30 protein-coding genes and 1 tRNA gene are annotated in these 26,618 nt (G+C 60.2%); 12 read left to right on the top strand and 19 right to left on the bottom strand.

What is annotated here, in order from left to right:
• Positions 1-31 precede the first annotated feature (31 nt).
• The 6 genes from QP803_RS02185 (at position 32) to QP803_RS02165 (ending at position 6,250) form a co-directional block, all read left to right on the top strand.
• Positions 32-1,201, top strand: coding sequence for a GGDEF domain-containing protein (locus QP803_RS02185; RefSeq protein ID WP_284946044.1), 1,170 nt, complete (start codon positions 32-34; stop codon positions 1,199-1,201).
• Positions 1,189-1,614 (top strand): DUF4345 domain-containing protein, encoded by a 426-nt coding sequence (locus tag QP803_RS02180; RefSeq protein WP_284946043.1) that lies wholly within the window; start codon positions 1,189-1,191, stop codon positions 1,612-1,614. The genes QP803_RS02185 and QP803_RS02180 overlap by 13 nt, the downstream gene beginning before the upstream one ends.
• A 32-nt stretch (positions 1,615-1,646) precedes the next feature.
• Positions 1,647-3,452, top strand: a complete 1,806-nt coding sequence (gene lepA / locus QP803_RS02175; protein WP_284946042.1) for a translation elongation factor 4 — start codon at positions 1,647-1,649, stop codon at positions 3,450-3,452.
• Positions 3,453-3,628: 176 nt separating this feature from the next.
• Positions 3,629-3,718: transfer RNA gene (locus QP803_RS02170), tRNA-Ser, on the top strand.
• A gap of 1,576 nt (positions 3,719-5,294) precedes the next feature.
• Positions 5,295-5,549, top strand: a complete 255-nt coding sequence (locus tag QP803_RS23940) for a DUF3761 domain-containing protein (RefSeq protein WP_350356055.1) — start codon at positions 5,295-5,297, stop codon at positions 5,547-5,549.
• Positions 5,550-5,644: 95 nt separating this feature from the next.
• A complete protein-coding gene (locus QP803_RS02165; protein WP_284946041.1) occupies positions 5,645-6,250 on the top strand; it encodes a hypothetical protein in 606 nt (201 codons plus the stop codon).
• Between the two features lie 130 nt (positions 6,251-6,380).
• On the opposite strand, the gene QP803_RS02160 is transcribed toward QP803_RS02165, so the two are convergent.
• The 7 genes from QP803_RS02160 to QP803_RS02130 form a co-directional block, all read right to left on the bottom strand.
• Complete coding sequence (locus QP803_RS02160; protein WP_284946040.1) at positions 6,381-8,291, bottom strand: phage tail tip lysozyme; 1,911 nt, start codon at positions 8,289-8,291, stop codon at positions 6,381-6,383.
• A 142-nt stretch (positions 8,292-8,433) separates the two neighbouring features.
• Positions 8,434-8,817 (bottom strand): head decoration protein, encoded by a 384-nt coding sequence (locus QP803_RS02155; RefSeq protein ID WP_284946039.1) that lies wholly within the window; start codon positions 8,815-8,817, stop codon positions 8,434-8,436.
• A 13-nt stretch (positions 8,818-8,830) separates the two neighbouring features.
• Positions 8,831-9,145 (bottom strand): hypothetical protein, encoded by a 315-nt coding sequence (locus QP803_RS02150; protein ID WP_284946038.1) that lies wholly within the window; start codon positions 9,143-9,145, stop codon positions 8,831-8,833.
• A 12-nt stretch (positions 9,146-9,157) separates the two neighbouring features.
• Complete coding sequence (locus QP803_RS02145; RefSeq protein ID WP_284946037.1) at positions 9,158-9,631, bottom strand: hypothetical protein; 474 nt, start codon at positions 9,629-9,631, stop codon at positions 9,158-9,160.
• Between the two features lie 2 nt (positions 9,632-9,633).
• Entirely contained in the window at positions 9,634-10,197 is a 564-nt protein-coding gene (locus QP803_RS02140; RefSeq protein ID WP_284946036.1) for a hypothetical protein, read from the bottom strand.
• 337 nt (positions 10,198-10,534) lie between these two features.
• Positions 10,535-10,954: a hypothetical protein gene (locus QP803_RS02135; RefSeq protein WP_284946035.1), complete on the bottom strand. Its 420-nt coding sequence runs from the start codon at positions 10,952-10,954 to the stop codon at positions 10,535-10,537.
• Complete coding sequence (locus tag QP803_RS02130) at positions 10,954-11,487, bottom strand: hypothetical protein (RefSeq protein WP_284946034.1); 534 nt, start codon at positions 11,485-11,487, stop codon at positions 10,954-10,956. Before QP803_RS02130 ends, QP803_RS02135 begins: the two co-directional genes overlap by 1 nt.
• A 264-nt stretch (positions 11,488-11,751) precedes the next feature.
• Between QP803_RS02130 and QP803_RS02125 the strand changes: the two genes are divergently transcribed.
• Positions 11,752-12,072 carry a hypothetical protein gene (locus tag QP803_RS02125; RefSeq protein WP_284946033.1) on the top strand — a complete coding sequence of 107 codons (321 nt, stop codon included), beginning with the start codon at positions 11,752-11,754 and terminating at the stop codon, positions 12,070-12,072.
• A gap of 2 nt (positions 12,073-12,074) precedes the next feature.
• Here the strand turns inward: QP803_RS02125 and QP803_RS02120 are convergent, their stop codons facing one another.
• The 11 genes from QP803_RS02120 to QP803_RS02070 form a co-directional block, all read right to left on the bottom strand.
• Positions 12,075-12,332, bottom strand: coding sequence for a hypothetical protein (locus QP803_RS02120; protein WP_284946032.1), 258 nt, complete (start codon positions 12,330-12,332; stop codon positions 12,075-12,077).
• 26 nt (positions 12,333-12,358) lie between these two features.
• Complete coding sequence (locus QP803_RS02115) at positions 12,359-14,818, bottom strand: topoisomerase (protein WP_284946031.1); 2,460 nt, start codon at positions 14,816-14,818, stop codon at positions 12,359-12,361.
• Positions 14,815-15,060 carry a hypothetical protein gene (locus tag QP803_RS02110; RefSeq protein WP_284946030.1) on the bottom strand — a complete coding sequence of 82 codons (246 nt, stop codon included), beginning with the start codon at positions 15,058-15,060 and terminating at the stop codon, positions 14,815-14,817. Before QP803_RS02110 ends, QP803_RS02115 begins: the two co-directional genes overlap by 4 nt.
• Positions 15,057-15,206: a hypothetical protein gene (locus QP803_RS02105; protein WP_284946029.1), complete on the bottom strand. Its 150-nt coding sequence runs from the start codon at positions 15,204-15,206 to the stop codon at positions 15,057-15,059. The genes QP803_RS02110 and QP803_RS02105 overlap by 4 nt, the downstream gene beginning before the upstream one ends.
• A 50-nt stretch (positions 15,207-15,256) precedes the next feature.
• The gene (locus QP803_RS02100) at positions 15,257-15,424 is read right to left on the bottom strand and encodes a hypothetical protein (protein WP_284946028.1); all 168 of its coding nucleotides are present in this window, start codon (positions 15,422-15,424) and stop codon (positions 15,257-15,259) included.
• 125 nt (positions 15,425-15,549) lie between these two features.
• Positions 15,550-15,816, bottom strand: a complete 267-nt coding sequence (locus QP803_RS02095) for a hypothetical protein (RefSeq protein ID WP_284946027.1) — start codon at positions 15,814-15,816, stop codon at positions 15,550-15,552.
• Positions 15,817-15,914: 98 nt separating this feature from the next.
• Positions 15,915-16,526: a hypothetical protein gene (locus tag QP803_RS02090; RefSeq protein WP_284946026.1), complete on the bottom strand. Its 612-nt coding sequence runs from the start codon at positions 16,524-16,526 to the stop codon at positions 15,915-15,917.
• A 171-nt stretch (positions 16,527-16,697) separates the two neighbouring features.
• Positions 16,698-16,982, bottom strand: coding sequence for a hypothetical protein (locus QP803_RS02085; RefSeq protein WP_284946025.1), 285 nt, complete (start codon positions 16,980-16,982; stop codon positions 16,698-16,700).
• Between the two features lie 195 nt (positions 16,983-17,177).
• Entirely contained in the window at positions 17,178-17,516 is a 339-nt protein-coding gene (locus QP803_RS02080) for a hypothetical protein (protein WP_284946024.1), read from the bottom strand.
• Positions 17,517-17,563: 47 nt separating this feature from the next.
• Positions 17,564-17,902, bottom strand: a complete 339-nt coding sequence (locus QP803_RS02075) for a hypothetical protein (RefSeq protein WP_284946023.1) — start codon at positions 17,900-17,902, stop codon at positions 17,564-17,566.
• Positions 17,899-18,171 carry a hypothetical protein gene (locus QP803_RS02070; protein ID WP_284946022.1) on the bottom strand — a complete coding sequence of 91 codons (273 nt, stop codon included), beginning with the start codon at positions 18,169-18,171 and terminating at the stop codon, positions 17,899-17,901. Before QP803_RS02070 ends, QP803_RS02075 begins: the two co-directional genes overlap by 4 nt.
• A 98-nt stretch (positions 18,172-18,269) precedes the next feature.
• Here QP803_RS02070 and QP803_RS02065 point away from each other — a divergent pair, with 98 nt between their 5' ends.
• Both QP803_RS02065 and QP803_RS02060 read left to right on the top strand, forming a co-directional pair.
• Complete coding sequence (locus QP803_RS02065; RefSeq protein ID WP_284946021.1) at positions 18,270-18,545, top strand: helix-turn-helix domain-containing protein; 276 nt, start codon at positions 18,270-18,272, stop codon at positions 18,543-18,545.
• Between the two features lie 493 nt (positions 18,546-19,038).
• Positions 19,039-20,538 carry an ATP-binding protein gene (locus tag QP803_RS02060; protein WP_284946020.1) on the top strand — a complete coding sequence of 500 codons (1,500 nt, stop codon included), beginning with the start codon at positions 19,039-19,041 and terminating at the stop codon, positions 20,536-20,538.
• A gap of 238 nt (positions 20,539-20,776) precedes the next feature.
• Here the strand turns inward: QP803_RS02060 and QP803_RS02055 are convergent, their stop codons facing one another.
• Entirely contained in the window at positions 20,777-21,988 is a 1,212-nt protein-coding gene (locus QP803_RS02055) for a tyrosine-type recombinase/integrase (protein ID WP_284946019.1), read from the bottom strand.
• A gap of 957 nt (positions 21,989-22,945) precedes the next feature.
• Here QP803_RS02055 and QP803_RS02050 point away from each other — a divergent pair.
• The 3 genes from QP803_RS02050 to QP803_RS02040 all read left to right on the top strand — a co-directional run bounded on the left by QP803_RS02050 (position 22,946) and on the right by QP803_RS02040 (position 26,571).
• Entirely contained in the window at positions 22,946-24,430 is a 1,485-nt protein-coding gene (locus QP803_RS02050; RefSeq protein ID WP_284946018.1) for a sugar ABC transporter ATP-binding protein, read from the top strand.
• A 64-nt stretch (positions 24,431-24,494) separates the two neighbouring features.
• Positions 24,495-25,487 carry an ABC transporter permease gene (locus QP803_RS02045; RefSeq protein ID WP_284946017.1) on the top strand — a complete coding sequence of 331 codons (993 nt, stop codon included), beginning with the start codon at positions 24,495-24,497 and terminating at the stop codon, positions 25,485-25,487.
• A 94-nt stretch (positions 25,488-25,581) separates the two neighbouring features.
• Positions 25,582-26,571: a substrate-binding domain-containing protein gene (locus tag QP803_RS02040; protein ID WP_284946016.1), complete on the top strand. Its 990-nt coding sequence runs from the start codon at positions 25,582-25,584 to the stop codon at positions 26,569-26,571.
• Positions 26,572-26,618 lie beyond the last annotated feature (47 nt).

Raw genomic sequence — 26,618 nt, 5'->3', positions numbered from 1 at the left:
CCATCGGAAGGGCCGCGCTTGTGCAATCATAATGTCTGATCCGAGGCCGGCGGCGCCCCCTATCGTCAGGCGGCTGACCCTGGGCTACCTCGCGGCGCTGACCATCGTGGCGCTTCTCACCGTCGTGTCCCACCTCACGCTGCAACACGCCCTGCACACCGAAAACGGCTCAGCCGCCGTGGTGAATGTGAGCGGGCGCCAGCGCATGCTGTCCCAACGCATCGCGAGCCTGGCGGCGCAATACGCCCTGGGGGACGCGGGCGCGCGGGCGTCCCTGGAACTCGCGCTGACGCAGTTCGATACCGCCCATGCGCGCCTTGTCCATGGCGACCCGGCCGAGGATCTGCCCCCGGCCGCATCATCGCCCGGCCTGCAAGCGCTCTATTTCGGCGGTCCCGATCCGCTGGATGCCCAGGTCCGCCGCTACAGCGCCGCGGCGACGATGGTCCTCACCCTGTCGCCAGCCGACCCCCGCATGAAGCCGCTGCTCACGGCCCTGTTTGCCCAGGCGCGCGCGCCGCTATTGGTAGGGCTCGAAGCCGTCGTGATGGCCCATCAGCGCGCCAGTGAGACGCAGCTCAGAACGCTCCGGCGCATTCAGGACACGACGCTGATCGTGATTCTGCTGACCCTGATGGTTGAGGCCTTGGCTATCTTCCGCCCGCTGGTTCACCGCATCTCCCGCTATGCGCTGCAATTGATGACCCTCGCCACGATCGACCCCCTGACGGGTGCGCTCAATCGTCGCAGCTTCTTCGAGCGTGGGGCCAGCATTCTGGAACAAGCCAAACGCCATCAGCAGCCACTCAGCCTGCTGATGATCGACGCCGACCGCTTCAAGCTGATCAACGATCAGCATGGCCATGCGACCGGGGATACCGTGCTGCAGGCGCTGGCAAAGGCGCTACGAGAGGGTACGCGAGGTTCGGACTTGGTCGGCCGCCTCGGCGGCGAGGAATTCGCGGTGTTGCTGGCGGATGCCGATGCGGTCAGCGCCCGCCAGACGGCGGAGCGGCTGCGCGCGGCCGTGGCGGCGCTGCGCCTGGGGCGTGATGGCGCGGCGATCCATTTCACCATCAGCATCGGCCTGGCGTCGGTGGCGCCGGCCGATACGGGGCTCGACATCCCCCTCGCCCGCGCGGATGCGGCGCTCTACATCGCCAAGGAAAGCGGCCGCGACCGCGTCGAATGCGCAACCTGAAGCTTGAAGCCTTAGGGTTTGAAGCATGGGCGTTGCGCGGTGTGGTGGCTATCGCCGGCATCGTGCCCGTGGCCGCCGGCCTGTCCGGCATGATCCGGGGTGCCGCCATGCTCGGCGGCGATCCAGTCGCGAATCTGACGTTAGACAGCCACCTGCGCTACCTCTCAGGCCTGCTGCTGGCCATCGGCCTCGGTTTCTGGAGCACCCTTCCCGCCATCGAGCACCGCACGGCGCGGTTCCGGCTGCTGACCGCCATCGTGGTGATAGGCGGCCTCGGCCGCCTGTTCGGCATCCTGGTCGAAGGGCTGCCCCCTGCCCCGATGATCTTTGGTCTCGTCATGGAGCTGGGCGTGACACCGCTGCTGTGCCTGTGGCAGGGCCGGGTCGCAACGCAAACCGTTCAACACGGCTGACAGGGCGCGGCCGTTCCACTATGTGACGGGGCATGACCGACACGCCGCTTTCCCTGATCCGCAACTTCTCCATCATCGCCCATATCGACCACGGTAAGTCGACGCTGGCCGATCGCCTGATTCAGGTGACCGGCGGCCTGTCTGCCCGTGAGATGACCGAGCAGGTGCTCGACACCATGGAGCTGGAGAAGGAACGCGGCATTACCATCAAGGCCCAGGCCGTGCGCCTGAGCTACACCGCCAAAGATGGCCTGACCTATGCGCTGAACCTCATGGACACGCCGGGCCATGTCGACTTCGCCTATGAGGTTAGCCGCAGCTTGGCGGCCTGCGAGGGTTCGCTCCTCGTGGTCGATGCCAGCCAGGGCGTCGAGGCGCAGACCCTTGCCAATGTCTATCAGGCGATCGAGGCCCGCCACGAGATCGTGCCGATCCTGAACAAGATCGACCTGCCCGCCGCCGAGCCCGACCGGGTGAAGGAGCAGATCGAGGACGTCATCGGCATCGATGCCTCCGACGCGGTCATGATCAGCGCCAAGACGGGCGTCAATATCGAGGGCGTGCTGGAGGCGCTGGTGACCCGCCTGCCCCCGCCCACAGGCGATATCGACGCGCCACTGAAGGCCCTGCTGGTCGATAGCTGGTACGATGCCTATCTCGGCGTCATCATTCTGGTGCGGGTCAAGGACGGCCGCCTGAAGAAGGGCCAGAAGATCCGCTTCATGGCCAAGGGCTCGACCCATACGGTCGATCAGGTCGGCTTCTTCCGGCCGAAGATGGAGCCGGTGGACGAGTTGGGGCCAGGGGAGATCGGCTATATCAATGCCGCCATCAAGACGGTGGCCGACTGCAATGTGGGCGACACCATCACCGATGACCGCCGCCCGGCCGCCGAGCCGCTGGCGGGCTTCAAACCCTCCATCCCCGTCGTTTGGTGCGGGCTGTTCCCGGTGGATGCGGATGATTTCGAGAAGCTGCGGGAGAGCCTGGGCCGCCTGCGCCTGAACGATGCAAGCTTCCACTATGAGGCCGAAAGCTCGGCCGCGCTCGGGTTTGGCTTCCGCTGCGGATTTCTGGGTCTGCTGCATCTGGAGATCATTCAGGAGCGGCTGTCGCGGGAATTCGACCTCGACCTGATCGCGACCGCGCCTTCGGTGGTGTATCACATCACCCGCACCAACGGGACGATGGAGGAGCTGCATAACCCGGCCGATATGCCGGACCCGATGCAGATCGCCCATATCGACGAGCCCTGGATCAAAGCGACGATCATGGTGCCGGACGAACATCTGGGCTCTGTGCTGACCCTCTGTAACGAGCGGCGAGGCCAGCAGCAGGACCTGACCTATGTCGGCACCCGCGCCATGGCCGTCTACAAGCTGCCGCTCAATGAGGTGGTGTTCGATTTCTACGATCGCCTGAAGTCGAGCACCAAGGGCTATGCGAGCTTCGACTATGCCATGGACAGCTACGCCGAGAGCGATCTGGTGCGGATTTCCATCCTGGTGAACCAGGACCCGGTAGACGCCTTGAGCTTCATCGCCCACCGCTCGGCGGCTGAGGCGCGGGGTCGGGCGATTTGCGCCAAGCTGAAGGATTTGATCCCCAAGCAGCTGTTCAAGATCGCCATCCAGGCGGCGATCGGCGGCCGGATCATCGCCCGCGAGACGATCGGCGCGATGTCGAAGGACGTGACGGCCAAGTGCTATGGCGGTGACATCAGCCGCAAGCGCAAGCTGCTGGAAAAGCAGAAAGAGGGCAAGAAGCGGATGCGGCAGTTCGGCAAGGTCGAAATCCCGCAGAGCGCCTTCCTGGCGGCGTTGAAGATCGACGCCTAGCCGGCCGCGCCTAGCCGGCCGCGCCTAGCCGGCCGCGCCTAGCCGGCCGCGCCTAGCCGGCCGCGCCTAGCCGGCCGCGCCTAGCCGGCCGCGCCTAGCCGGCCGCGCCTAGGGAGGGTGGTTCGCGCCGGAGGCGGTTGCGGAAGCGCCCGGTTCTGGCTAGGAAGCGTGCCGCTGGAGAGATGGCCGAGTGGTTTAAGGCGCACGCTTGGAAAGCGTGTGTGCGTGAAAGCGTACCGTGGGTTCGAATCCCACTCTCTCCGCCAGAATCGTCCGACAAGACGTTGAATTCATTCAACTAATTCCCTCGTCAGGCGTTTAGACCCACTCCCAGTCCCATTTCATCGAACAGCCGTTGGGGACATCGCGGCATGAATGCGAGTGCCAATAGCGCATGGTCGAGAAGGTTCTCACCGAGTGGCTGCAGGATGGGGCTATCTGCCCGTCCCGGCGGGGGAGTGACCACCGCTCGCACCAGCCAGGGTGCGGACTCACAGCGTACTCTTGGTCTCTTATGGCATTCAAGGACCCGTTTGTTGCGATCCAGGCAAGCATAGGCCTCTTGAGGCGCCAGACGGCCATGATCGCAAATTACCTTGACCGCGCAACGGATGGCTTAGGAGGGTTTTCCGCAGCCCAGCAACAAAGCGCGCATTCGACGAGCAGGGCTACCTCATATCTATCCAGATTTCGCTGCCGCGGTTGCCGGTGCCATATTGCCAGCGGCTATGATCACCTCAATCGTTGAGGGGGCGAAGGGCGGGTCATAAGCCGCGTCAACAAAACCTTCGTAAAGCTCGACCTACATATTATAGAAGTTGACCAGCTTTCATTCTTCTTCGGCCTGCTGTACTCTGTATATTAGGGCGGCCTTGCTAAGAGCTTTGCAAGTGTAATTGTAGTGGGCCGTTCTGCTACATCAATGGGGTCGGCGTAAGGACGCGGGATGCTTTTCGGAGCATTCAGGATCAGTGCGATACTGATCGGCTCCACCATAACAGCTGCACCAGTCCACAGCCTCGCCGTGGCGGCCACAACCGCGACCTCGATACCCGCAGGGTTTCCATTAGACTCTCGCCCATGGTTGCGCCGCTTGCTCCACCGCCTCCCACGTCTCCACTATAACGAGCCGGCAATGTCTCCGAAGCCATAAAGCGTAACCCTTTAGGGCATCTCCTTAGGCAAAATGACCAAAAGGCGCACACCTAATTGATTAGCCGCGGGATTGCTGGCGGCGCTTAAAGGCCCGGGGTGGATGATCCCCGTGCGGGTTCGCTCCGCGCGGCCAGATCGGTTGGCGCCGTGATGGGCCCCGCTGTGTTACTCAACAGAAGCACCGCGGTGCCTGCTGCTTCCACTTCACAAACATTAGACAACAATCCTCACGAAGCAGTGATACTCACTATTTTGCCATACTCCGGCCTGCCCGCATTTCTATTCGGCGCCCGTCTCATTGCTGATTAGGAATACGAATGGCCTATTGCCACGACATTGCGCGCAGAAGCGAAGCGCAACGACTGTTCGCAGCGCTGACAGAAGCTTTAGTTCTGCGAGATGTCTCACGCTTTTCATGGCCCGAGGGGCTCAACAACGTACAGACGATAAAAGTGCTGCGTGCCAGGGCATCCCTGGCCAGTTCGTTGGCCGCGTATCGTAATCGGCCTTGATGCGAAGGGCGCCCCGCCAGGCACGCCCATCGACTGGCCTCTGTCACGGCCCCGCGACCGCCTGCATAGCCGTCTGCACACGGATGCGTGTCGTCACGCCAAGCCGGGTGATCCGCCCTCCCCCTGCCGTCACCAACCCCTTGACGGCCAGTTTGATTACGCAACAGATTGCGTGATGACGAATCGATTCCGCCTCTTGCCAGTCGCTCTAGCTTTGGCGCTCCTGCTTGGACCGCCAGCCTTCGCCCAGAGCGATACGAACCAATACTACCGCTCGACGGACGGCTCCGAGGTCCACCGCCCGACCAAGCATCCGGACAGCCACTACGGCCGTGAAACTGCCATCTGCGAGGACGGCACCCACAGTTACAGCCACCATCACCGTGGGACTTGCTCGCACCATGGCGGCGTTGAGGAGTGGGAAGATTGATCACCTTGGAGATGGGGCTGCTTGCGGCATTCTGCAGCTCCTGATTCGACAGCAGTTTGCACCATGGTGAGGTCTCGAGTCTCTGGAGAATCCTGATGGACGATGAAGCGAACGTCCCAGAAGCGAACGTCCCGGAGGCGGATGATCAGGATTGGAAAGATCATAGATTTGACGAATACGCCCTCGCGGTTGGATGGATCGCGGGACTTTGGTCGCAGATAGAGGCTGGACTTGATGAGGCGATCTGGGAACTGGCGAATGTGGAGATTGGACCAGGTGCCTGCATTACCAGCCACATCGGATCCATAGGCGGACGCATCCGAGCGTTCATGTCACTTATCGATTACCGTGGCGCGACCACGGAGCAAGCAAAATACTGGAATGGGTTATTTGTCAAAGTCGAAGGATTGGGGCGCAGACGCAATCGGTTCGTTCACGACGCAATTACCATCGGCGGCGAGTCTGGAATCCTGCGGCGCAGACAGGTCACCGCTGACAGGAAGCTGGTATTCGACTATCTTGAGGCCGACCTTGCGCAGATGAAGGACTTGCAGAACGAATTACGAAGTACGAGTGTTACTGTACACGAATCGTATCAGAAGCTCGCAAACGAACTTCCTCCATGGCGGCATACACCGCGCGAACAACGTCCGGCCAACTTTCTATTGCGTCGACTACCTCAAGATATCGACCCATCATGACATCGTTCCCGGCCGCAATCATCTCGTCTGTAATCTCGAAATTGCTGGTCAAGAGTCCTACTCCAAGTTGTCAATCACCCGATCTCACCGCAACCCGCTCGACCGAATTTTTGTTGCTGTCAGAAGTCGCTCACCGTGCATCGTGCCACTGACCGTCGATTGCAGAGTGATACATCCCTTGATGAGGCGCGCCGCTGCCCGGCATGGCCGTCACCGTCTTGAGCATGGATCGGCCAGCACCTGATGACCGGGCCGTAGCCTTGGCGCCAGCCGGTAGGCCGGAGATGTTCAGGTTGACGGTGTGGACGCCGCTATCGCCGTCATCACCGCCAGCACGCAGCTGAGCCGCTGCCGCCTGCGCGCCTGCCGTGGCGGACAGACCTCCATCATCCTGCGCCGCATCGGCGCTCATATGGCCTCTGCTGTGCGGGCCGGAGTAGGGGCCCCCGGTTGGATCGCCCGCAGCGCTGGCGAATTCATTGGCGGCTGCCGTCCGGTAAAGGATACTGCCCGTTGGATTGTCTTTGTCTGCCGGCGCCAGATAGTCGTGCATCAGAAGTCGCGTCGCCGACGCTGTGTCGAGCTTGCCGCTCATCAGCTGCGAGTAGACCGAAGGGTAATCAGCCTTCATCTCGCGCATGAAGAAATCGGTCTCTTGCGCCATCGTAGCCTTGTGGATGTCGATGCCTTCGACCTTCTGGAACAGAGTCTGGCGCGGCGCCTCCCACTGGAACAGCCCGTAGCCGGGGCCACCGCCGTTCTGCGGCTTTGATGGGTCAAGCCCGCTCTCGATCGCTGCATTGCCCAAGGCTGCGGCGATGAAGGAGGGCGGGGCGCCCTGGGCCTTCATGGCGGCCGATAGATAAGCAGCGTTGCCAGCCATTGACGTCATCTTCTTGCGGCTCAGCCCAAGGTCATCCATCCCAGGCGTCTCAGGCCATAGCGCAATCATGGCCGCCGCGCCGGCACCAAGGGCGCCATCCGATACGCTTGCGCCGAGCGGCAGCAGCTTGGACCAAAGGGAGGGTGAGGTTGCTACGGCGCCGGCTTCCGCTCCTTCAGCGGCGGCGGCCTCAGGGGCTGCTCCTGCGCCTTTCGGCAGCACCATCTTGAGCAGCTTAAGCGACGTCAGTGACCCCACCAGGCTGCCGATGCCAAGCTCGAACTCGCCGAAAGCCTTCTGATGGTTGTCGATCCAATCGGACAGGCCATTGAGCGCAGGGGTCAAAACGGGGGAGAGGTAGGTGGCGGCGGCGACGCCTGCATCTTTGACAGATGACCCCAGATGGCTGAAGCTTGTGGCGAGCCCATCAAGCTTGTTCGCCTGGTCGTCATTCATCGAATGCTTTGATGCGGTGTCGAGTTCCTTCTGCACATAGGCCGGTCCACGAGCCAGGACGTCCTGCATAAAGTCAGGAGAGATCTGAAACGCACCCTCCAACTCGGACATAGCCTTGGCTTTAGCGTCGCCCTGCAAGCCAGAGACAGCTTTCGAAATGGCGAGAAACTTGTCGGTGTCCGTTTTATATCGGGTTGCCCAGCCCGCACCGAGAAACTGGTTGGCGTACCCCATTCCCGGTGCGCCCATATTCGTCATTTCCGTGACGGCTTTCTCCATGCCGGAGATGCTCGATGTCGCGGACTCTGCAGATGACCCGGCGGCGGCGGCGGCATTCTGCCAGGTCGAAAGCGTCTTGACGTTCATGTTGATGCCGCGTGACGCGTTGAGCTGGGCCTGACCGAAAGTCGCGAACTTATCCGACAAACCTACGATTCCGGCGATCGACCCAGCGCCGGTGAGCACGCCCATGGCATCGACAGAGCGGGAGATGTTCTTCAGGAAGTCAAAGCTCGCGAGGCTGGCGCCCTGGAAGCCCTTGGTCAGTCCCGCGATCCCGCGCGTGTCAGTCATCTTGTCCAGAGCTTGGCGCGACCGCTGCGATTGCGCCCGGAACAAGTCTATCTGCTTGCCAGTCTTTGCAAAGACCTTGTCGAGGTCGCTCTTGCCGGTAATGACGACGCCAATTGCGGGAGCGGCCATGGTGGTTATCCTTTACGCGTCGGTGTTCAGCAAAAGGGGCGGCCCGGCTCACGGTCGACAGCCGCCCCAACCCCGCGCTGATAAGACGGGGGCTATCCAGCGGACCCAAGGAATGAAAGCCGCCGAATTCGCATTGAGAGGCCTAAGCCGACACGACGGACTTGAGGAAAATGCCGCCGTCACGGAGCACAGCGTAGGTATTTGTGGCCGTCTGGCCGGCGCCGAAGGTGACAGCGTTCTGATTGAACTCGCCCTTCACGTAGACCGCGCAGACCGTATCGCCGGCAGTCGCATCATAGCTGTCAGCGAGGATGCCGAACGGAGTCTGGCTGCCGTCGCTGGCCGCCAGAAGGCTGACGGTGAACTTCCCAGACGTTGTGATCATCCCGACCAGGGTGCCGCGCGCGAGGTTCTGTCCGGCAATTAAGATGCCGTCCGGCTTGGTAACAAGTTGAGTCAGACCGACGACCAGGCGGTCGGGGGTATAGGTTTCGCTGAGTTGATAGGGATACTGGGGATTGTTCATATCGATTGCTCCTTCAAAGCTTGACGAAATTGGCAGAAGGCTCGACGCCAGGCGGCAGCGGATAGCCCCGGCCGACGTATCGCGGCATATCAAAGGTGCTGATCTCGAATTCCTGACCGCGAACAACGGGGAATCCGTCGGGCTCTTCGTCGGTGACGACGGTGAAGCCGCCCGTGCAAAGCATCCGGACACGCGGCGCCGAAGCGCGAGCGGCATCGTGCTGCGCTAGTATCTTGGTGAGTTGGACCTGATCGTAAGCACGGGCCCGGTCCTCAGATGTCATTACGGTAAGCCCCGTCGAGGCGGGGGAAGCCATATGGTCGGTCATCGCAGGAATCCTTTAGAAGCTGCCGTATTGATCATGGAAGACAACGGGACCCATCGGATCGGGGCCAAGCTCGGAATGGCCGTGCCGGGTCACTGAAACATGCGGATCTTTCTCAGCGCCCCAGTTGTGCTTTTTCAGACGCGCCAATGTCTCCGCGTTTCGCGCATCGACAGCAGCGTCAGCCGCCCTCTGTCGGGCCTCGGTCACTTCGCGCGGCGGGACATAGACAGAGCCCGGCAGGATGTCCTGCCCGTTGACTGTCACCATCGACATGTTGATCTGCTTTGGCCGGTCAGGCGGCAGCTTCCCCGTCACGGGATGATGTATCTTGCCCTGGGCGTACAGGGCCTCAGCCTCCACCGGCGTCGCCAGCATCTCATCGCCGCCTTCCAGCCGGAGCGGAGGAAGCTCTCTGATGCCGGACGGATGCGGAGACACAATGTGGACGCGGCCAGGTGCAATCTTGACGCGAATGTAGTGGTTCATTTTCAGCCCCATCCTGGGAACAGTGAGCGAGGACCGGGGGAGGGAAAGGCAGGCAGCGCGACACCGACCGCGCCCGCTTCCCGAACTTCCGGACGGCGATATTCAGACTCAGCGGCGGCAAGGTAATTGCGGTAAAGAGCGACCGCCTGATCCTCCAACCTGAAGCCAGAGCCGATCATCTTACGAATTTCGAGGAACTCTTTTTCCTTCCAACCCGCCAAGGCAGCTATGGCTTGGGCCACGCGCTGGCCTTCCTGACGCAGGGATAGTACGGTCTTCTGCCCCTCGGTCACGAGCAGCTCGGCGCGCATGCCTTCCAGGAGCTCATCGAGGCGTTTGATCGCCATGCGGAGCTGAGCAGTTTCGCGCTCGGCCTCCGCTAACGCTTTGTCGGTGATGGAAAGGGCCGGGCCTTGAAGGGTATCGGTGATTTCGACGATGCGGCTGGACAGTGCCACCTTCGTGCTGACGACGCGGGAAATCGCGATACGCAGGCTGTCGCCATCAATGTTGATGGGCTTCATCGACAGAATGTCGGGAAGAGACGGGATTTCTATTTTGGGCATCAGCGGCGACCCTGGGCTCGAGCGAATGAGGCCAAGACGAAGTCGCCAGCTTCCCTGTCCGCAGTGTCTGCGGCTGCTTTGCGAGAGGCGGAACTTGCAGCGTCGGTCTCAGCCGCACGGACGCGGGCGGTAGTGGCTGCGGCGATATGGGCGAAGCGGCTCGCAGGCGGAACAGTTGCGGCCGCAGGCTTGGCGGCGACGGGAGGCTTCTTGATCGCGGCAGGGGCGGGCTTCGGTAACGGTTTGGTAGGCATGGTCTCGATCTCCTCGACTGGAGACAGAGTACCATTAGCGAATCAGCAAAGTCGCTTTGAAGCTCACGACATAGGCTCAGCGTTTATGTCGTAGGGATCGGCGTCCGTTCGCCGCGAACAATACGAAGCACCTGGCGGCCGCTGATCTTCTCGCCATCGGTGAAGTGAGCGATCTGATGGAGCAGAACGGTATAGGGGTCGCCGCCTGGCGCCTGGGCGAGCAACTTCTCCTGCGGCCACTGGCGACGGAGGTAGCCTTCTAGATCGGCTGCCACCTGATCGCAGCGAGACGTCTCAGAGGGCTCGTCGACAAGGTAGGATGCTTCCACGATCAACGCATCTCGCTGATCAAGGTGGCGCCGCTGGCGCACCCGCTGCGGCAGGAGCTGCTCCACCAGGCCGCCGAGGAACAGCAGTTCGCCGAGGTCCGGCAGTTGCCCACAATGAAGCTTGGAGAGGATGCGCTCTGCGGTGCGCTCTTCAGAACTGGTCAGCATCCCCATCAGACAGCCGCCGCCATCTCGACGTCATCCCACGCGATTCGCATGCCCTCCATCCAGTTCACCTTGAACCTTGGGTGATCCCTCCAATCATCCAGCTCTTCGGGGGGCGCCTCGATCTCCTCCAGCGTCTCGATGGCGACTGCACGGCCCCGAAGATGCCAGGCGTTCACCAAGGCCTGGGCATCGGCGGCCGGCATCTTTGCCTCGCTCAGAAGGATCGCCAGCTCGTAGGCGCCGCCATCAGTCACGCTCGCGAGGGCCTCGGCGGTTGCGGACAGTTCCGGTGCGGACACCTTGGCAAGTGCGGACATTTTTTTTGAGGATGTCCGCACTCGGTCTGCAGCGTTTGCAGAGCCCCGGCTACTTTCGCGCCAGCCCGTTCCAATGCCAGCCGGATCGATTGTGCCGTCGGTGAATCGCGCGAGCCCGCCTCGCTCGACGTGACGGCGCACAAGTTTTTCGCTGCACCCGTCGCGTCGTGCAAATTCGCGGATCGAGATTCCGAGGAGTGGTGGCTTCTTGGGCGTGTTCATGAGTGCGGACACCTAAATTGAGGTTTGGCTAGCGACACATCGGGCTAGCGCAATGCCCGCATGGTTTTGGGATGGTAGAGGGACCCATAGCCCCCCCGGCCCTCCATTGCGTGCATGGCTTGCTGGATGGTCACCGTCATGGGGTGTTGGCCCGCGTCCAGGATTAGACCGGAGGGATCGAGCGCTCCCGGACGGACATTTAAGTAGATTGGACTCGGACATCCCCATTAGGGTTACTCCTTTAGGGTAAGGATGGGGGTTCGAGTGGCTGAAGGGTGGATTGCTACTGAAATCACACTGACTTCTGACGAGCGATCTGGCGTGAAGACGCTCAAGGTGCCGTGCGGTTCGATCGAGCGGAGGCCGAACATCTATACCAGCAGGAAGCTGGAGAATGGTCGCACGGTGCCGGTCAGGACGTCGCGCGCCCACTTCATCATCGCGGTAAGCGATACCGAACATCTGAACGACTTCGAATGGCAGCACCTCTCGATCCAGGATCGAAGCGGCGACCTGTTCCAATATCATGTCGATCAGGTAATTGAGATCGAGCCGAAGGTCATTCGCCTGACGCTGTCCGACTGAGGTCATGGGCGCCACCGTGCGCAAGCGATCAGTCCCGCGATCATCAACGCCTGATCGATCTTCTGGGGCACCGCGTTCTGGGCTTCGGTCTGGATGGCGAGGCGTTCGTCGGCTTCGTCGTTTGAAAGGTTGTAAAGGTTGTAAAGGTCAGTCTCAGCCGCACCCTCAGATTTAGCAGGGGGTTTACCATTGAAAATGGATTGCGAAGATGGAGTGGGGGTTGGGAACTGACCTTTACAACCTTTAAGACCTTTAGACATGACACTCGGTTGGTCGGTTGAACGTCTCACTTCACGACCTCCACGTTCCACCTCAACACGCCACCGTTTGCGGTCCCGGCCTTGATCATCCGAAGCCCGCCGATAATCCGGCCCGCATGATCCATCAGCCAGGTTCCGAGTTTCCTCGTGTTGACGTTTCCTCGCTCGCCAGCGATCCGCAGAAGCACGTCGCGGAACTCAGGGCAGGCGAAGTCGGGCGGCTCACCCATCACGGTTGCTTCCCTCTTGCAGGCCGCTTCAGCCGCGTCCCTGGCCGTGAAAGCGTAGCCGCTGCCGGAGCCTAGATGCGTCTTCCACAGCGCGAGCACTTCCCGCAGCTCGGCGAGGTCGGGATCATCTTCGCGGGCAGATTCCATTGATGTGACCGGGTCTTGGCAGCCTAGCCAGACAAGCGCCGAGCGAACGGAAGCCGACCAATCCTCAAACGACGCGAGTGCAGGGAGATGGTGCGGACGACTGGCAGCGGCGTAAGCGCGCACGATGGTCAAGCAGGCGGCGACATACTTGCCACGGTCGCTCAGCACGTCATTGACTGGATCGGTGTCGAATTTTCGCAATTCCGGCCGCTCCATCTGGGCGTCAAGCGACGAGATGAGTGACCGGCGAACCATATCGCCGCGCACCCGGAGGCCGTTGCCTGTGGCGAAGACGGTCGCCCGGCTTTCCAGTTCCATGATCTCGCTCCGGCCGAGGGGACGCACCCTGATCAACGGTCGTTCGATGAGCTGGCAAAGAAGGTCGCCGCCCAGCTCACCGTTGACGTTGTCCACCGACACGATGGGGAAGCCCGCAATGAGCAACCCGACGAGGCGCTTCTCGGTCTCCTCGTCGGTCTGACCAGCGGCGACCACTGGGCACGGTCTCCCAGTTGCGATGGCGCTGATGATGTCGACAAGGAAGCTTTTACCGCTGCCGGCGGTGCTGGCCTTGAATGCGTGAAGCGGCACGACCGACAGGGCGCCGCGCACGACGGGGGTGATGAGGCCAGACAGAGCGACGGCCCGGTCTATCTCGGTTACGAACGGGAACCCCGTCAGCAGCGCCTTAAGCTTGCCCAGCGCTTCCTCGGCCTGGCTTCGCGACGGCTTCTCCGGCATCGCCCCGAGTTTCAGGCTGGGATCAGCAACATGGAATAAACGGGTTGCAGCGTCATATCCGGGCTCGAACAGCAGCGATCCATCCGGCCGGAGCGTCGGTGTGGTGATGACGCCGGCAACCAGCGGCAGCTTCCATTGCCCCTTCCTGCTCAGGATGATGGAGGGCACGGCAGCGGGTGGATCGCACGCAATCTCGGCTTTGGCGCGCTTATCGAACCGGACCCAGTGTGCGGATTGGCTCAGAAGGTCGAGGACGGCATGTGTGCTCAACTCCGTCAGACCTGCGGCCACTGTTGTCCGGCCCCGTGAAGCGCTGACCTCCTTGCTGATCGGCCGCACCAGGACATCACCGCGCTGATAGATAGGAAGGTCGGACGAGCAGAGGGCCGCCTCGCCCTTCGTCGCCAGCGTGTCCAGCTCTCCGGCGCGTACGAGGATCGTCGGCTTCGTGGTTGGTTCCGGCGAAGGGTGGCGCCCGGCGCCACAATCGATATGCTCCACCCCGATCCCACTAGAGCCCTCGTCGGTGAACAGGGCCAGATCTTCTTCGTCAAAGACTTCCTCGAAGACTTTAGCCACCAACGCCTTCAAGTCAGCCTTAGTGCCGCCTGCTGCTATCCAATCATAGGCGTCACCTTTGGGCGGCAGGCCGGGCAGCGTGATCGTTGCGATCGTAGCCCAACGCGATAGGCCTCTAACCACCATGTCGCGGTGAAGGCGGCCGGGCTCGTCATTGTCGGGAAGAACCACCACCGTCGCAGATGAGAAGTGATCGGCGAACTCGCGCCGCCACTTATTCGCACCACCTGGCGAACACGTCGCGGTGACGCCGAGGCCACATAACGCGTCGGCTGCCTTCTCACCTTCGCAGATGAATACGGGGCGCCCTTCCTTCACCGCCGCAATGACTTCGGGCAAGCGATAGAGGACACGTTTGGTGCCACCCGTGTTCCACAGCCACGAGCCAGGCTTCTCAGGATCCGGGCGCCGCTGCCTGAAGTCTTTAGGCTCCATGCGGCAGACTTGGTAAAGCAGAACGCCGTCAGCGTCAGTATAGTCATAGGTCGACATGATGTTAAACGAACCGCTGCGCGTTGCGACGGGTTCGATGTGCTTGCGTTCGCGCAGCCACGCCACGGCACCCGCCTTGTCTGTCCTTGTCTCGACCATGACGAAATCGACGACACCACCGCCGACGTTCGCCTCATGGTCGTGCCAAACTCCCTTCAGCAAATCCACTGCCAAGCTGCCACGCTGCCGGAATCGTAACTCGTGCTTTGTTTCGAAGGTAGGATCGCCAAGCAGTTCACGAGCGACCGGCCCCATGGCGCGCACGAACTCTGAAGCAGGTTGGGCGTAGGCGCTCACCCCGCCACCTCACCTGTCAAAGCCTGAGCGGCAAACATGCCGGCGCTTTCGAGCATGAAGGCGACGCCGGCTGGCCCGAGACGTTCTGCGGTGATCTCCATCGTGTAGTGGATGACCAGCATCAGCGATGACACGCCGGCGTCGGGCATGCCTCCCGTTTGGGCCAGCCAGCGCTTCAACTCGTCCGCGGTTTTCTCGACCAGGGCTTTACCGAACTCGGCCATCTCCGGGGCGTCGCTCATCGCGCACCCTCCCGCAGCGCCGCGGCCCGCGAGTAGAGCCGATCGGCGGCGTCATGCCGCCCCTCACCATCGGCTTCGATCGCCCAACGCGTGACGAGAGCGGCAAGGCCCGCCAGTTCGTCGGCCGTGACGGAAACGGTGCGCATCGGCACCATTCCCAGGGACCGGCGCCCATAAGAGGTGCCAATCGTCGCGCTCACTGAGACGTCTCTCGCATCTGGGCTGCCTGCTGGCTGAGCCTCTCCGCCACGGCGATGTGACCCCAAGCAAGTTCCTGATCCGCGAGCCGATCCAGCTTGGCCGCGAAGTCCGGGACGTAGGTGTGGCGTGGATAGGATGTCGGGAGTCTTGAAGGTGTGTGCATCGAAATACTCCGATGCCAGCCTTTGGTCTTGCGCAGCGAAGGTCGGTGATCTATCTAGGCGGTGCAATCCAGCTTTGATATCAGCGACGCAACGCCGGCTCCCCCAAGGGCCGGCGTTTTTGTTTTTAGGCGGCCTGCTTCGGGTGAAGCCGCGGGAGGTTTGCCAGATAGCGGCGGACGCTTGCTGCATCGACAAGAGTGCTGCGCCCCATCTTCATCAGCGTGATCTCGCCAACCGCGGCGGCACGGTAAATCGCACTGCGCGACAGGCCGAACACTGCGGGAGCCTGGGGGAGAGGCACGACCATTGCCTCGACGACGGCAACAAAATCAGAGGCTCGATTCATTTTACGTCCCTTTGCGATCCGGCGCACTGTGCGCCGCTGGGACATCTCAATAATCGTAGTAGGCGGCGTAATGTCATGTCGAAGTGAGTATGGGTAGCTCCTACATGTAGAAGCCACCCTATTCGGCTTCGACATGAAGAAGCCTACCCCTCTGGCTTCTTCAGTTGGCCGTCGGCATGTTCCCGCCCCTCGGCGACACGCAGATACCGGGCTCGATCGCTTCGTGGTCCATAAAGTTCGTGTAGCTTTTGGATAGCCTGCTGCGACGTAAAGCCATTTTCCCGCATACTCTCGTAGATGCGGAATTCCTGCATCTTTTGTGTGGTCGCATCGACGGCAGAAAAAGCATTCCAACCGCCCTCTCTGGTCAGTCCAAGAACGAGCGGCACTAGCTTCACTGCCTCGGGCAGACTGATGCGACGCCGCCGTAGATCGTCCTGGAATTCTTGTGAGTTCATGGCGTCGTCGGGAGATGAAGGAACATACGTGCCCACTAAAGGCTGCACCCTCGGGTCCAGTCCTGCCGAGAGCGAGAGGAGATTTTCTGTTATCTCCTGGATGTAATCGACCAGCCAAGCCGGAAATGATGCTTCCTGATCTATACCAGAACCTTGAAGATCGCGGGCCCAGAAGATCGCTTGAAACGCTAACCATGCGTAGATTGGGTTTTGCGTTGACGCGGCAAGTTGATGATAGCGGTCCAGCAATTCTGGGAGCTTGTCCGCGAAGGTAGGTTCCTGCTCGGTATCGCCCATTGACGCACCCCTTATTCGATCCGGCGAGTATGACCGGACCTGGAAGGGAACGGTAGGAGATGTGTTTTTCCATGTCTTACCCCTCCGCCGGCTTTGGCTTCGGCTTCGGCTTCGGCTTCGGCTTCGGCTTCGGCTTCTCGCCTAGCCGCACCGGGATGACGAACTGGCGGGTCATGCGCCCTCCCCTTTGACGACGCGCAGGTTCGGCTTCTCGTGCTGGTCGATGTCCGAGCCGAACCGGCGACCGAGTTCCGCGAAGTGATCCACCAGAGGACCACGCCGCCGGGCGGCTTGCTTAGCCAAAGCAACTGCAGCGTCGAGATTCCGCTGCTGCAGCCGATCAGCCATACTCCGCATAATCTCTCGAAGCTCCAACGAGGCAGCCTTTTCCTTTTCTGTCTGCGGCGGCTGCGGCGGGACGATCGGCGGCGGCGCCTTCTTGGTGCGCGCGGTCATGCTGTGGCTCCCTCGATCTTCTGGGCAACACGGAAGATGCATTCCCGAGCCAGCCCACCCAAGTGCAAGGCACCTCATCGCTGTCTCGAGGCGTGCCGTTGGAGAGCGCCTCCATAATCTCGGCGAGGACCAAGGCCTCCTGAAGGGCTTGCCGGAGTGCCAGTTCCTTCTCCTTCGCGGTCATGATCTTCGCGGTCATCCGATGTGCCTCCCCAGGAGGTCGCTGCACAGCGACGCGACCATCGGGCTTTCCAGTGCGATGACGTCGGCCAGCACTGCCGCCTTGCCTCGCATGCCTTCAGGAGTGCGGGCGGGGATCTCCGCGATCTGGGCGCAGACCTCGTGCCAACGATTGACCCGCACATACATGGCCTCCTGATGGGCCTGCTCATCGCCTCCGTGCTGCTCGAGGAAGTCATCAGCACGCACGCTCTCGGCATGGTTCTCCACGGCCTCCCTGCACAGGGCCAGCAGCTCACCATCCAATTCCTCCGCCTTGGCTATGCCGGCCTCGGCAGCCACCAGGATGAGCATGGAGGCGACGCCGATCAGGCTACGGCGCCCTACGCCGCGCCGGCCGCTCACAGTCGCACCTGCGACTGTGCAACGTGCCCCGCGAGATAGGTCATGAAGCCGACGACAAGACCGCTGTCAGGCTGCTGAACCTTGCCGCCGAATGCCCTGATCATGTCCAGGACAATCCAACCCAAAGCCGGGCTTAAACCCTCCCGCTGGAGGTAACGAGCCGCCTCCTCGCCATAGGCCCGACCCAGGGTGCAATTGTCGTGGAAGTCTCCGCTAGGACTCACTTGCCAGAACACGCGGCGAAGGTTGTTGTCGTCAGTCGGCTCGCGGTCCGTGACAAAGGACAGCAGCGCGATTGGGTGGATGAGCGCCGGCTTAGTCTTTCGCTTGCTCATTTCGCCACTACCCGCCCGGCAAGAACGCGGCTGGCGGCAAGCGGAGCAGCCAAGCCGGCCGCGAGATGCGGAGCGATCTCATCGTCAGTCGCATCAGCCGCACCGGCCAAAATCAGCTCGATCCACTCATTCACCGATTCGGTGAAGAGCAGCCGGTCGACGCGGCGGGAAAAGGGCTGGTCGGTGGAAAGTGTGCTAGTGGGGTTGCTGATAAGCGGCGGCGGGGTAAGCGCGGTTCCCCCTCCTGTGGTATGGGCGCGGTCAGCCATAGCCGTCTCCTTGCTCGAGCGGTTGCGGTCAGGCCGGGTGGGGTGCTTCCAACACCGCGCTCGGCCGTTGTTCCTTGTGGAACGGCATTAGAAGTGCCATGATCATCGCCATGAATGCAAGTGGAAACGGCATTGAAATTGCCATCTCTCCCGCACAGGTTCGAGCGGCTCGGGGTCTACTTGGCTGGTCTCAGGATCGGCTGGTGGAAAAGAGCGAGGTCCCTAAGCGTACACTCGCCCGATTTGAGCTAGAGCAGGGAACTGCCCAGAAGCGCACCCTCTCCGCCATCCGGGCCGCGCTGGAGGCGGCCGGCGTCATCTTCGTGGAGGAAAATGGCGAGGGGCCGGGGGTGAGGTTGAAGAAAGTCGATTAGAGCCGCGCGCGACCTGCTATCTCGATCCTTGGCGACACACGGAGGTATTCGAAGTGGCTCTACAGGAAATCTATGAGGTTGATTGCGTCCGAACCGCCGACGGGTCGGTCATCAGGTGCTATGAGCTGAGGTCACATCCTCTTCCTGGTCAGGAAACTGATCACGCTCAACTTGTTCAGGACGCCCAATCCAATATGACCGATGAAGGACTGGCGAATCCGCCCTATCGGGGCATCACCTTCACCGTGCGTTTGATTGAGAAGGGCGAAATCTGATTCTCTCTGGCCAGCAGGCGGCCGGCGTCGAGTTCATAGAGCAGAACGGTGGCGGCCCGGGGGTGAGGTTGAGGAAGGGCGCGTGACAGCGATGAAGGGACAGAGGGTGCCGTAGGAGCTGCCGCTTATATGCAGTCTCTTTAGCTATAGAAATCAGTTGTTTACCTACAGGTTGCAGCTTAAGCTATCGATCGTAATCTTATTTGTCAGGTGACGTAATGCGCCCAATTGCACCTAGCGACATACAGCGAAGGATAGAGCGGGATAATCCTTGGTGGACGTCCCCCGGGAAAAAACTTCCGGAAGATGCTTTCCCTCGACGAGTATATTTTGAGCCATTCCTATCGCTGGCGCTGAATTACGGCGTGCGGCGTGCCACAGTCCTGTTGGGGCCGCGGCGGGTAGGCAAGACTGTCATGATCAAGCAACTCGTCCAAGAGAGCATAAATCGGGGGATTTCACCATCGTGCGTCATGTACGTAAGCATCGATACCCCAATATATTCAGGCATTCTTCTTGAAAAGTTTCTGGAGTTTATGCCGACGTCCGAAGCTAGTGAGCAAAAGCTTATTATCTTTGATGAAATACAATATCTCCGCGATTGGGAAGTACATCTCAAAGATTTGGTCGACAGCAACCCGCAAACGAAATTCATTGCATCAGGATCAGCTGCTGCGGCCCTGAGGCTTAAGAGTCGCGAATCAGGGGCGGGTCGGTTCTCTGACTTTATGCTTCCTCCACTTACCTTCTATGAGTTCCTACTATTCTTAAATGAGGATCATCTTGTCATCGAAAATGAAAAAAATGAATATCGTGCGACGGACCTTGAAAAACTAAACTTGCGGTTTATCGACTACCTCAATTTTGGAGGCTATCCCGAGGCGGTTCTAAACGATCAAATTCGTGCTGATCCCGAGCAATTCATAAAGAATGACATCATTGACAAGGTTCTCCTCAAAGACCTTCCAAGCCTGTACGGGATCGATGAGATACAGGAGTTAAATCGGCTATTTTCATTTCTCGCTTACAATGCAGGCAGTGAGGCGAGTCTTGAAAACATTTCGCAAGAGTCCGGCCTAGCCAAGCCGACCATTAAAAAATACATTGAATACCTTGAGAGCGCGTTTCTAATCATCAAGCTCACTACAGTCGATGACAATTGTCGGACGATGAAGAGGGAACGAAATTTCAAGATTTACCTGAACAACCCCTCAATGCGGGCCGCTTTGTTCGCCCCCGTAGAAAGCACTGACTCCGAAAGAATCGGGCACCTCACCGAGTCCGCAATTTTTTCCCAGTGGCAGCATTCTTTTCACTTCAAGAATCTTCGTTACGCAAGATGGAGAAATGAGGGCGAGGTAGATATTGTTTCGCTCGAGGGTGCAAATCAACGGCCTGGCTGGATTGGTGAAATTAAGTGGTCGGATCGGATCAAAACCAAATTTTCAGAGGAGACCCGTGGGATCGCAGCTCTGTTGAGAAAACACCCGAGTATTAAGTCCGCATTTTTCACGACTAAGACCCTCTCGGGGACCATCACGGTCGAAGGACATCAGGTCAAATTATCTCCTAGCGCTGTTTATTGTTACACAGTCGGTCGGAACATAACCAAAGACATTGGGCTGTTTTCGGGACCGGTCTCTTCGGAAGAGGATGAGATATCTGAGAAGGACAGCGAGGAAGATCTCATTTCCCCTAACGATGAGGTTGCGGATTGAGAGGTTTGTCGCTCCTAAAGCCGAGCCCTCTATAATCGCCGCATGATTCAGCTCCGCCATGCCGAGATCGACTCTAGCTGGCTCCGCACCTCATCCCTACGCTTCCATCATCTCGCGCACACAGCGGCCATCTGCCCCCTCACCGCCTCGGCCACCTTGTCGGTGACACACCACTTCCCCACGCCTCCATCATCTCCTGCCGCTTCTCGAACAGGTCGCCACGCCTGTATGCAGCCGGCTACGCTCTCCCGCACCACTCGCCCCATTCCTTCATTAGCGGCCGGCGCCGCTCCATGAGGTCGGTTCGGGCGTACGCGGCCTCCGTCTTGTCTTTGAGGGTGTGGGCGAGCGACGCCTCCACAACTTCCCGCGGATATGCGGTCATCTCACCGGCCCAGACCCGGAAGCTGGAGCGAAAGCCGTGGGGCACCACCGCCCGGCCGCTGATGTCACGCCAGGTGGGCGGCTTCGTCTCGCCATTCATGCGCCTGACCACCATCGACAAGGCCATATCCGACAGCGGCACTACACCTTTACTACCGGGGAAGACGAGGCTGTCCCGCTCCCGCATCGTCGGCGCGAGTCTTTGGAGGATTTCCAACGAGCGGCCCACCAAAGGAACACGGTGCATACGGCCCGCCTTCATCCGCTCGGCCGGCACGAGCCAGATGCCCTCCTCTAGATCGATCTCCTGCCAGCGCATTCCCCTGACCTCGCCGGTGCGGGCCGCAGTAAGGATAGCCAGTTCCAGCGCGGCGGCGCCCGTTCCCGCCTGGGCCCGGAGCGCCTGCATGAAGGCCGGCATCTGCTCCCACGGTAGCGATGGCTGGTGCTCGACGCGGGCCATCCGCCCCTTCGGCGGCAGGAGGCCCGATAGGTTGCCTTTCCACCGGGCCGGGTTCTCACCGTGCCGCCACCCCCTCCCCTTGGCAGCATCCAGGATCGCCTCGATGCGCCCGCGAAGGCGCGAGGCAGTCTCTGGTGTCTTCGCCCAGATCGGCTTGAGCACATTCAGCACCGCGTCCACGTCGATATTGGAGACAAGAAAGTCGCCGATCGCGGGGTAAGCGTGAGCCTTCAGGGTTGCCTCCCACTGCGCCACGTGCTTCGGGTTTCGCCAGCTCGGGCTATGTGCGGCGAGATAGTCGGTCGCGGCTTCGCGAAAGGTCCGAGAGCTCAGAGGGGTGGCGGTCGCCTGCCGGGCTTGGAGCGGATCGGCCTTGGCCCGTAACACTGCATTGGCGTCTGCGGCCGCGCCTCGCGCGCTGGAAAGCGACACCTCTGGGTAAGACCCAAGACCCATATCCTTTGTCTTGCCTTGGCGGGTGTAGCGGAACACCCAGGCCCGGCGTTCGGGACCTCTGACATGGAGATGCAGGCCGTCGCCATCGACGTAGCGACCGGGCTTGACCAATGCCTTGAGCCCCAAAACAGTCAACTTACCGGCCATTGTTCAGAGACCACTCCAAGCAAACGAATCTCTCCGTCGAACTGTATGGTCCCATTTTCAGTCCCATTAGACAAGCCGGATTAGACCGAATTGAAGGGGAATTCTGGGGGACGGGTATGCCGAGATTGCCGATAGAGTCTTGAGAGTTCGAACCGGCAGGAAATGCCCCGAAACGCTATTTCTACAGACACTCTCTCCGCCAAAACGCGCATAACCTATTGCGCCAGGTTCTGCTCGGATGTGGAACGCGCATCTAGCCGACCAGTACTCTTCCTGTCCTTGGTCGCATCTTCATCTTCGTTACTCATTCTGAGTCCGCACACGCCGTATTGAGATGGTCGCGCGCGGGCTGAAGTGAGAATAGCACGAGCCCATGATGGCTTTGTCGAGCGAAGCATTCGTCCTTATCTGGAGATTTTGACAGTTGGGGCGGAGGAGGAGGCACCGGAAATCGGTTGCTTTTGTTTCAGGACGTGTGACGACGACTTCCCAAGTCCTATCGACGAGGCGCTCAAGTTCCATTTCGGATCAAGCGAGCATCCCTCAAGGTTGAGCAGGTTCGGTTCCGCCAATGCCAAAATTTATCTGATTATATCTGGTGGCAGCTGAACCGGGCGCCGCTCCGAAATCGCGGATGCCGCGTCAGGCTCGTATTCCGGACGAACCTCCCCACCAGTCAAGTCTAACACTCCAGGCCGACATAAAAGGCATCGAAGCTGCCGTTTGACCCGAAGCAAGAGCGGACACGGACGTCTGGTCATATGATCATAGTCATTGACGTTCGTGCAGGCGCTTGTATGATGGCTCAACAAGAAGAACGGGCAGTCCACTCGACAATATTGCTTCAATAGAAGTTTGCAGACGATGCTTCTCCCTCGCTCGCTTCGAGAGGGCAGTATGTGCAAGCTAATTCTATAGAAAATAGATTACCTATTAAGATCACGGGAGGGATCTGAATTGGAAACTAATTGTATTTTAGAAGTCTCCGGCCTTAGAAAGGCTTTCGGTGGTGTTTCAGCACTAGAAAATGGAGAGTTTTGTCTTACAGCAGGTTCGGTTCATGCCCTCTGCGGTGGAAATGGCGCTGGGAAATCGACATTTCTGTCCATTATTATGGGCATAATCCCACGTGATGCTGGAGAAATAAAGCTTGATGGACGCTCGGTCTCCTTTTCCCGACCGGCAGAAGCATTGGCCGCAGGAATCGCCATCATTGAACAGGAACTCAGCCCCGTCCTCGATATGACGGTCGCAGAGAACATTTTCCTGGGACGCGAATATACCAAGCGCCTCGGCGGAATCGACTTCGCGGGGATGAACCGCGATGCCGCCAAGTTGCTAGCGCAACTTGGCTTCGATATCGCGCCAAAGTCCTTGATGCGAGACCTTTCGGTTGGTCAGATTCAGCTGGTTGAGATTGCAAAGGCGCTCAGCCATGAGGCTCGGATCATCATCATGGATGAACCAACCTCGGCTCTTGGCGAGAAGGAAGTGGACAGCCTGATCGAGGCGATCCGCAGGCTGAAGGCGCAAGGCAAGGGCATCATCTATGTCTCGCACCGCCTCTCCGAGATTTTCGGCATCGTCGACACTTATACGGTCTTTCGGGATGGGAAATTTGTCGCTTCGGGCGGGATCACGGAGATTAATCGATCTGAACTGATCAACATGATCGTCGGGCGCGAGTTGAAAGATGAATTCATTAAGGAAAACCAACCCGGCCCCAAGACACGCCTAGCGGTGAAGGGCCTGAACAGGCCGGGCAAGCTGCACGACATATCCTTCGATGTGCATGAAGGCGAAATCGTTGGTCTCTATGGCCTGATGGGCGCCGGTCGGACTGAGATTCTGGATTGCCTCTTCGGTATCGATACCGACTGGACCGGAGAGATCATCGTCGATGGCGCAACCCGCGCGATGCGTACGCCGCGTGACGCCATGGATGCCGGCCTCGCCTTGGTGACGGAGGATCGCAAGCAGAGCGGCCTCATCATGAGCGACACCGTGCGCGGCAACCTCTCCCTCGCAGTGCTGCCGGAGCTCTCGCCGCAGGGTGTGATGGACCGCAAGAAGGAGGCGGCATGGTCCGCCAGGATGATCGCGCAATTCCGCATCAAGGCCGCGACCGATAGGCTTTCCGTCGGTAGCCTGTCCGGCGGCAATCAGCAGAAGGTGGTGATCGGGCGTTGCTATCTCACCGAACCCGGCATCCTGCTCTTCGATGAACCGACACGCGGCGTCGATGTCGGCGCCAAACGAGAGATTTATGGCATCATGTCCGAATTTGCGGCCGCCGGTGGATCGATCATCATGGTTTCCGGCGAAATCGACGAAATCCTGGGCATGGCGGATCGCATCGTCGTCATACGTGATGGCGCAGTATCCGGCGAACTCCCACGGGCCGAGGCCAATCAACAAGCTCTGCTGAACCTCGCCGCCTGATCTCCCACGACGACAGACCGGAATCTGACGAATGGCAACTGCGCCGCAATCGACGAACGTATCTATGACCACGCAACGTCGCTATCACTATCTCCACGTCGCCCTCGAGCTTTTGAAGAGCTACGGCATCATCACGGCCTTCATCGTGCTTTGTGTCGTTCTAAGCATCGTCTCCGACTATTTTCTCGAACTGCAGAATATCCTCAACATCCTGCGCCAGACCTCGATCAATGGCATTCTCGCGATCGGCATGACCTTCGTGATCCTGACGCGCGGGATCGATCTTTCGGTCGGGTCGGTCGCGGCACTGGCTGGCATCGTCGCTGCGAGTTTTGCCACGACATCGAGCATCGCGGGCATGCCCGGTGCCCCTTACTGGGCGGTCTTTGCGACTGTGATCGGCATTCTCACCGGCATGGTCGCTGGTGGTCTGTCCGGCACCGTCGTGTCGCGCTTTCGGGTGCCCCCCTTCGTGGTGACCCTGGGCATGCTGTCGATCGCGCGCGGGCTGACCTTGCTCTATTCCGGTGGCCTGCCGGTCCCGGATCTCACACCCCGCTTCCGTTGGATTGGCACCGGCGAGTTCTTTCGCATTCCGATCCCGATTTTCGTGCTGCTCGGTGTTTTCGCAGTGTCGTGGTGGGTGCTTGGCCGAACCCGTTTCGGGCGACATGTCTATGCGACGGGTGGCAACCCACGTGCCGCGACGACATCAGGCATCAGCGTCGGCCGGGTGCGCCTGCTGGTCTACGTCATCTCCGGCGGCCTTGCTGGGCTTGCTGGCATCATCCTCGCGGCGCGCACGGGATCGGGCCTGCCGCAGGCAGGCATTTCCTACGAACTGGACGCGATTGCCGCCGTCGTCATTGGCGGGACGAGCCTATCGGGCGGCATCGGCGGCGTGACGGGCACGCTGTTCGGCGCCCTGATTATTGGAGTCATGAACAACGGATTGGATCTGCTCGGGGTCGACTCGAACTACCAGCAGATCTTCAAGGGCTTGATGATCGTTGGCGCTGTGATGCTGGATTCCACGCGTCGCGCAGACTCTCATTAGCCCGCAACCAGGTCAACGATGATCGTACAGCATGTCGACTCATCTTGGTGCCGCAAAATACAAGCGGCTTTGATTATACAAAGGGGGATTAACAATGAAACTTAAAATGGCCTTCCTCGCGAGTACTCTGGCTTTTATGACCGTGTCCGGGGTCGCGGAAGCGAAGCCCGTCAAGATCGGCGTCGCCCTCTATGGGTTGAAGGCCGAGTTCATGCAGCTTTGGGCGGCAGCCGCCAAGAACAGCCCTGAGGTCAAAAGCGGCACTGCCGTCGTCACGGTGTTCGACGGGCGGTACGACCCGCTCGTTCAGCAGGGCCAGTTCGAGACCATGATTAGCCAGCACTATGACGCCATCATCTTCGCACCGATCGACGCCGATGCCGGCGCGACCGCTGTAGAATCTGCGCATACCGCCAATATCCCGGTGATCGGCACCAATACCCGCGCCAATACCGATCTGCTGACCTCCTATGTCGGGTCCGATGACGTCCGCTCTGGCTATCTTGAGGCAAAGGCCGTGCTCGACAAGATCGGTTGCAAAGGCAACGTGGTGATCATCGAGGGTCCGATCGGTATTTCCGCCCAGATCCAGCGCAGCCAAGGCAACCAGAAGGCCCTCGCGGAATGCCCGACGGTCAAGGTATTGGAGATGAAGACCGCGAACTGGTCGCGTGCCGAAGCGCAGGCGCTGATGGAAGACTGGTTGACCCGTCACCCCGGCAAGATCGACGGCGTGATCGGTCAGAATGATGAGATGGCCCTCGGCGCGATCGAGGCCATCAAGGGCGCTAACTTGAAGGTCAGCGACTTCGCCATCGGCGGAATCGACGGCATCACGGATGCTTTGCTGGCTGTGAAGGCGGGCGAGATGACCTCGATCCTCCAGGATGCCAATGCACAGGCGCAAGGGTCGCTGGACGTCGCGATACGTCAGGTTGTGGGTGATAGCTACAAGCCGCAATCGGCAATCTGGCAGCAGTATCCGAATATGCCCTGGGCTGGCGGCACTGCCAAAAGCTATAATGTGCCGTGGACCCCTGTCACGCCTCAGAACGTCGATGCACTGCTGAAGATGCGTCAGTAACAGTCGAGGTGCGGCGACTGGGGCGTCTCGCCCTTGTCGTCGCACCC

It is taken from the genome of Acidisoma sp. PAMC 29798 (assembly GCF_030252425.1).
GTDB lineage: Bacteria > Pseudomonadota > Alphaproteobacteria > Acetobacterales > Acetobacteraceae > Acidisoma > Acidisoma cladoniae.
Note: the sequence above shows the minus strand (reverse complement) of the source record. Positions and strands in the feature narration are given on the sequence as shown.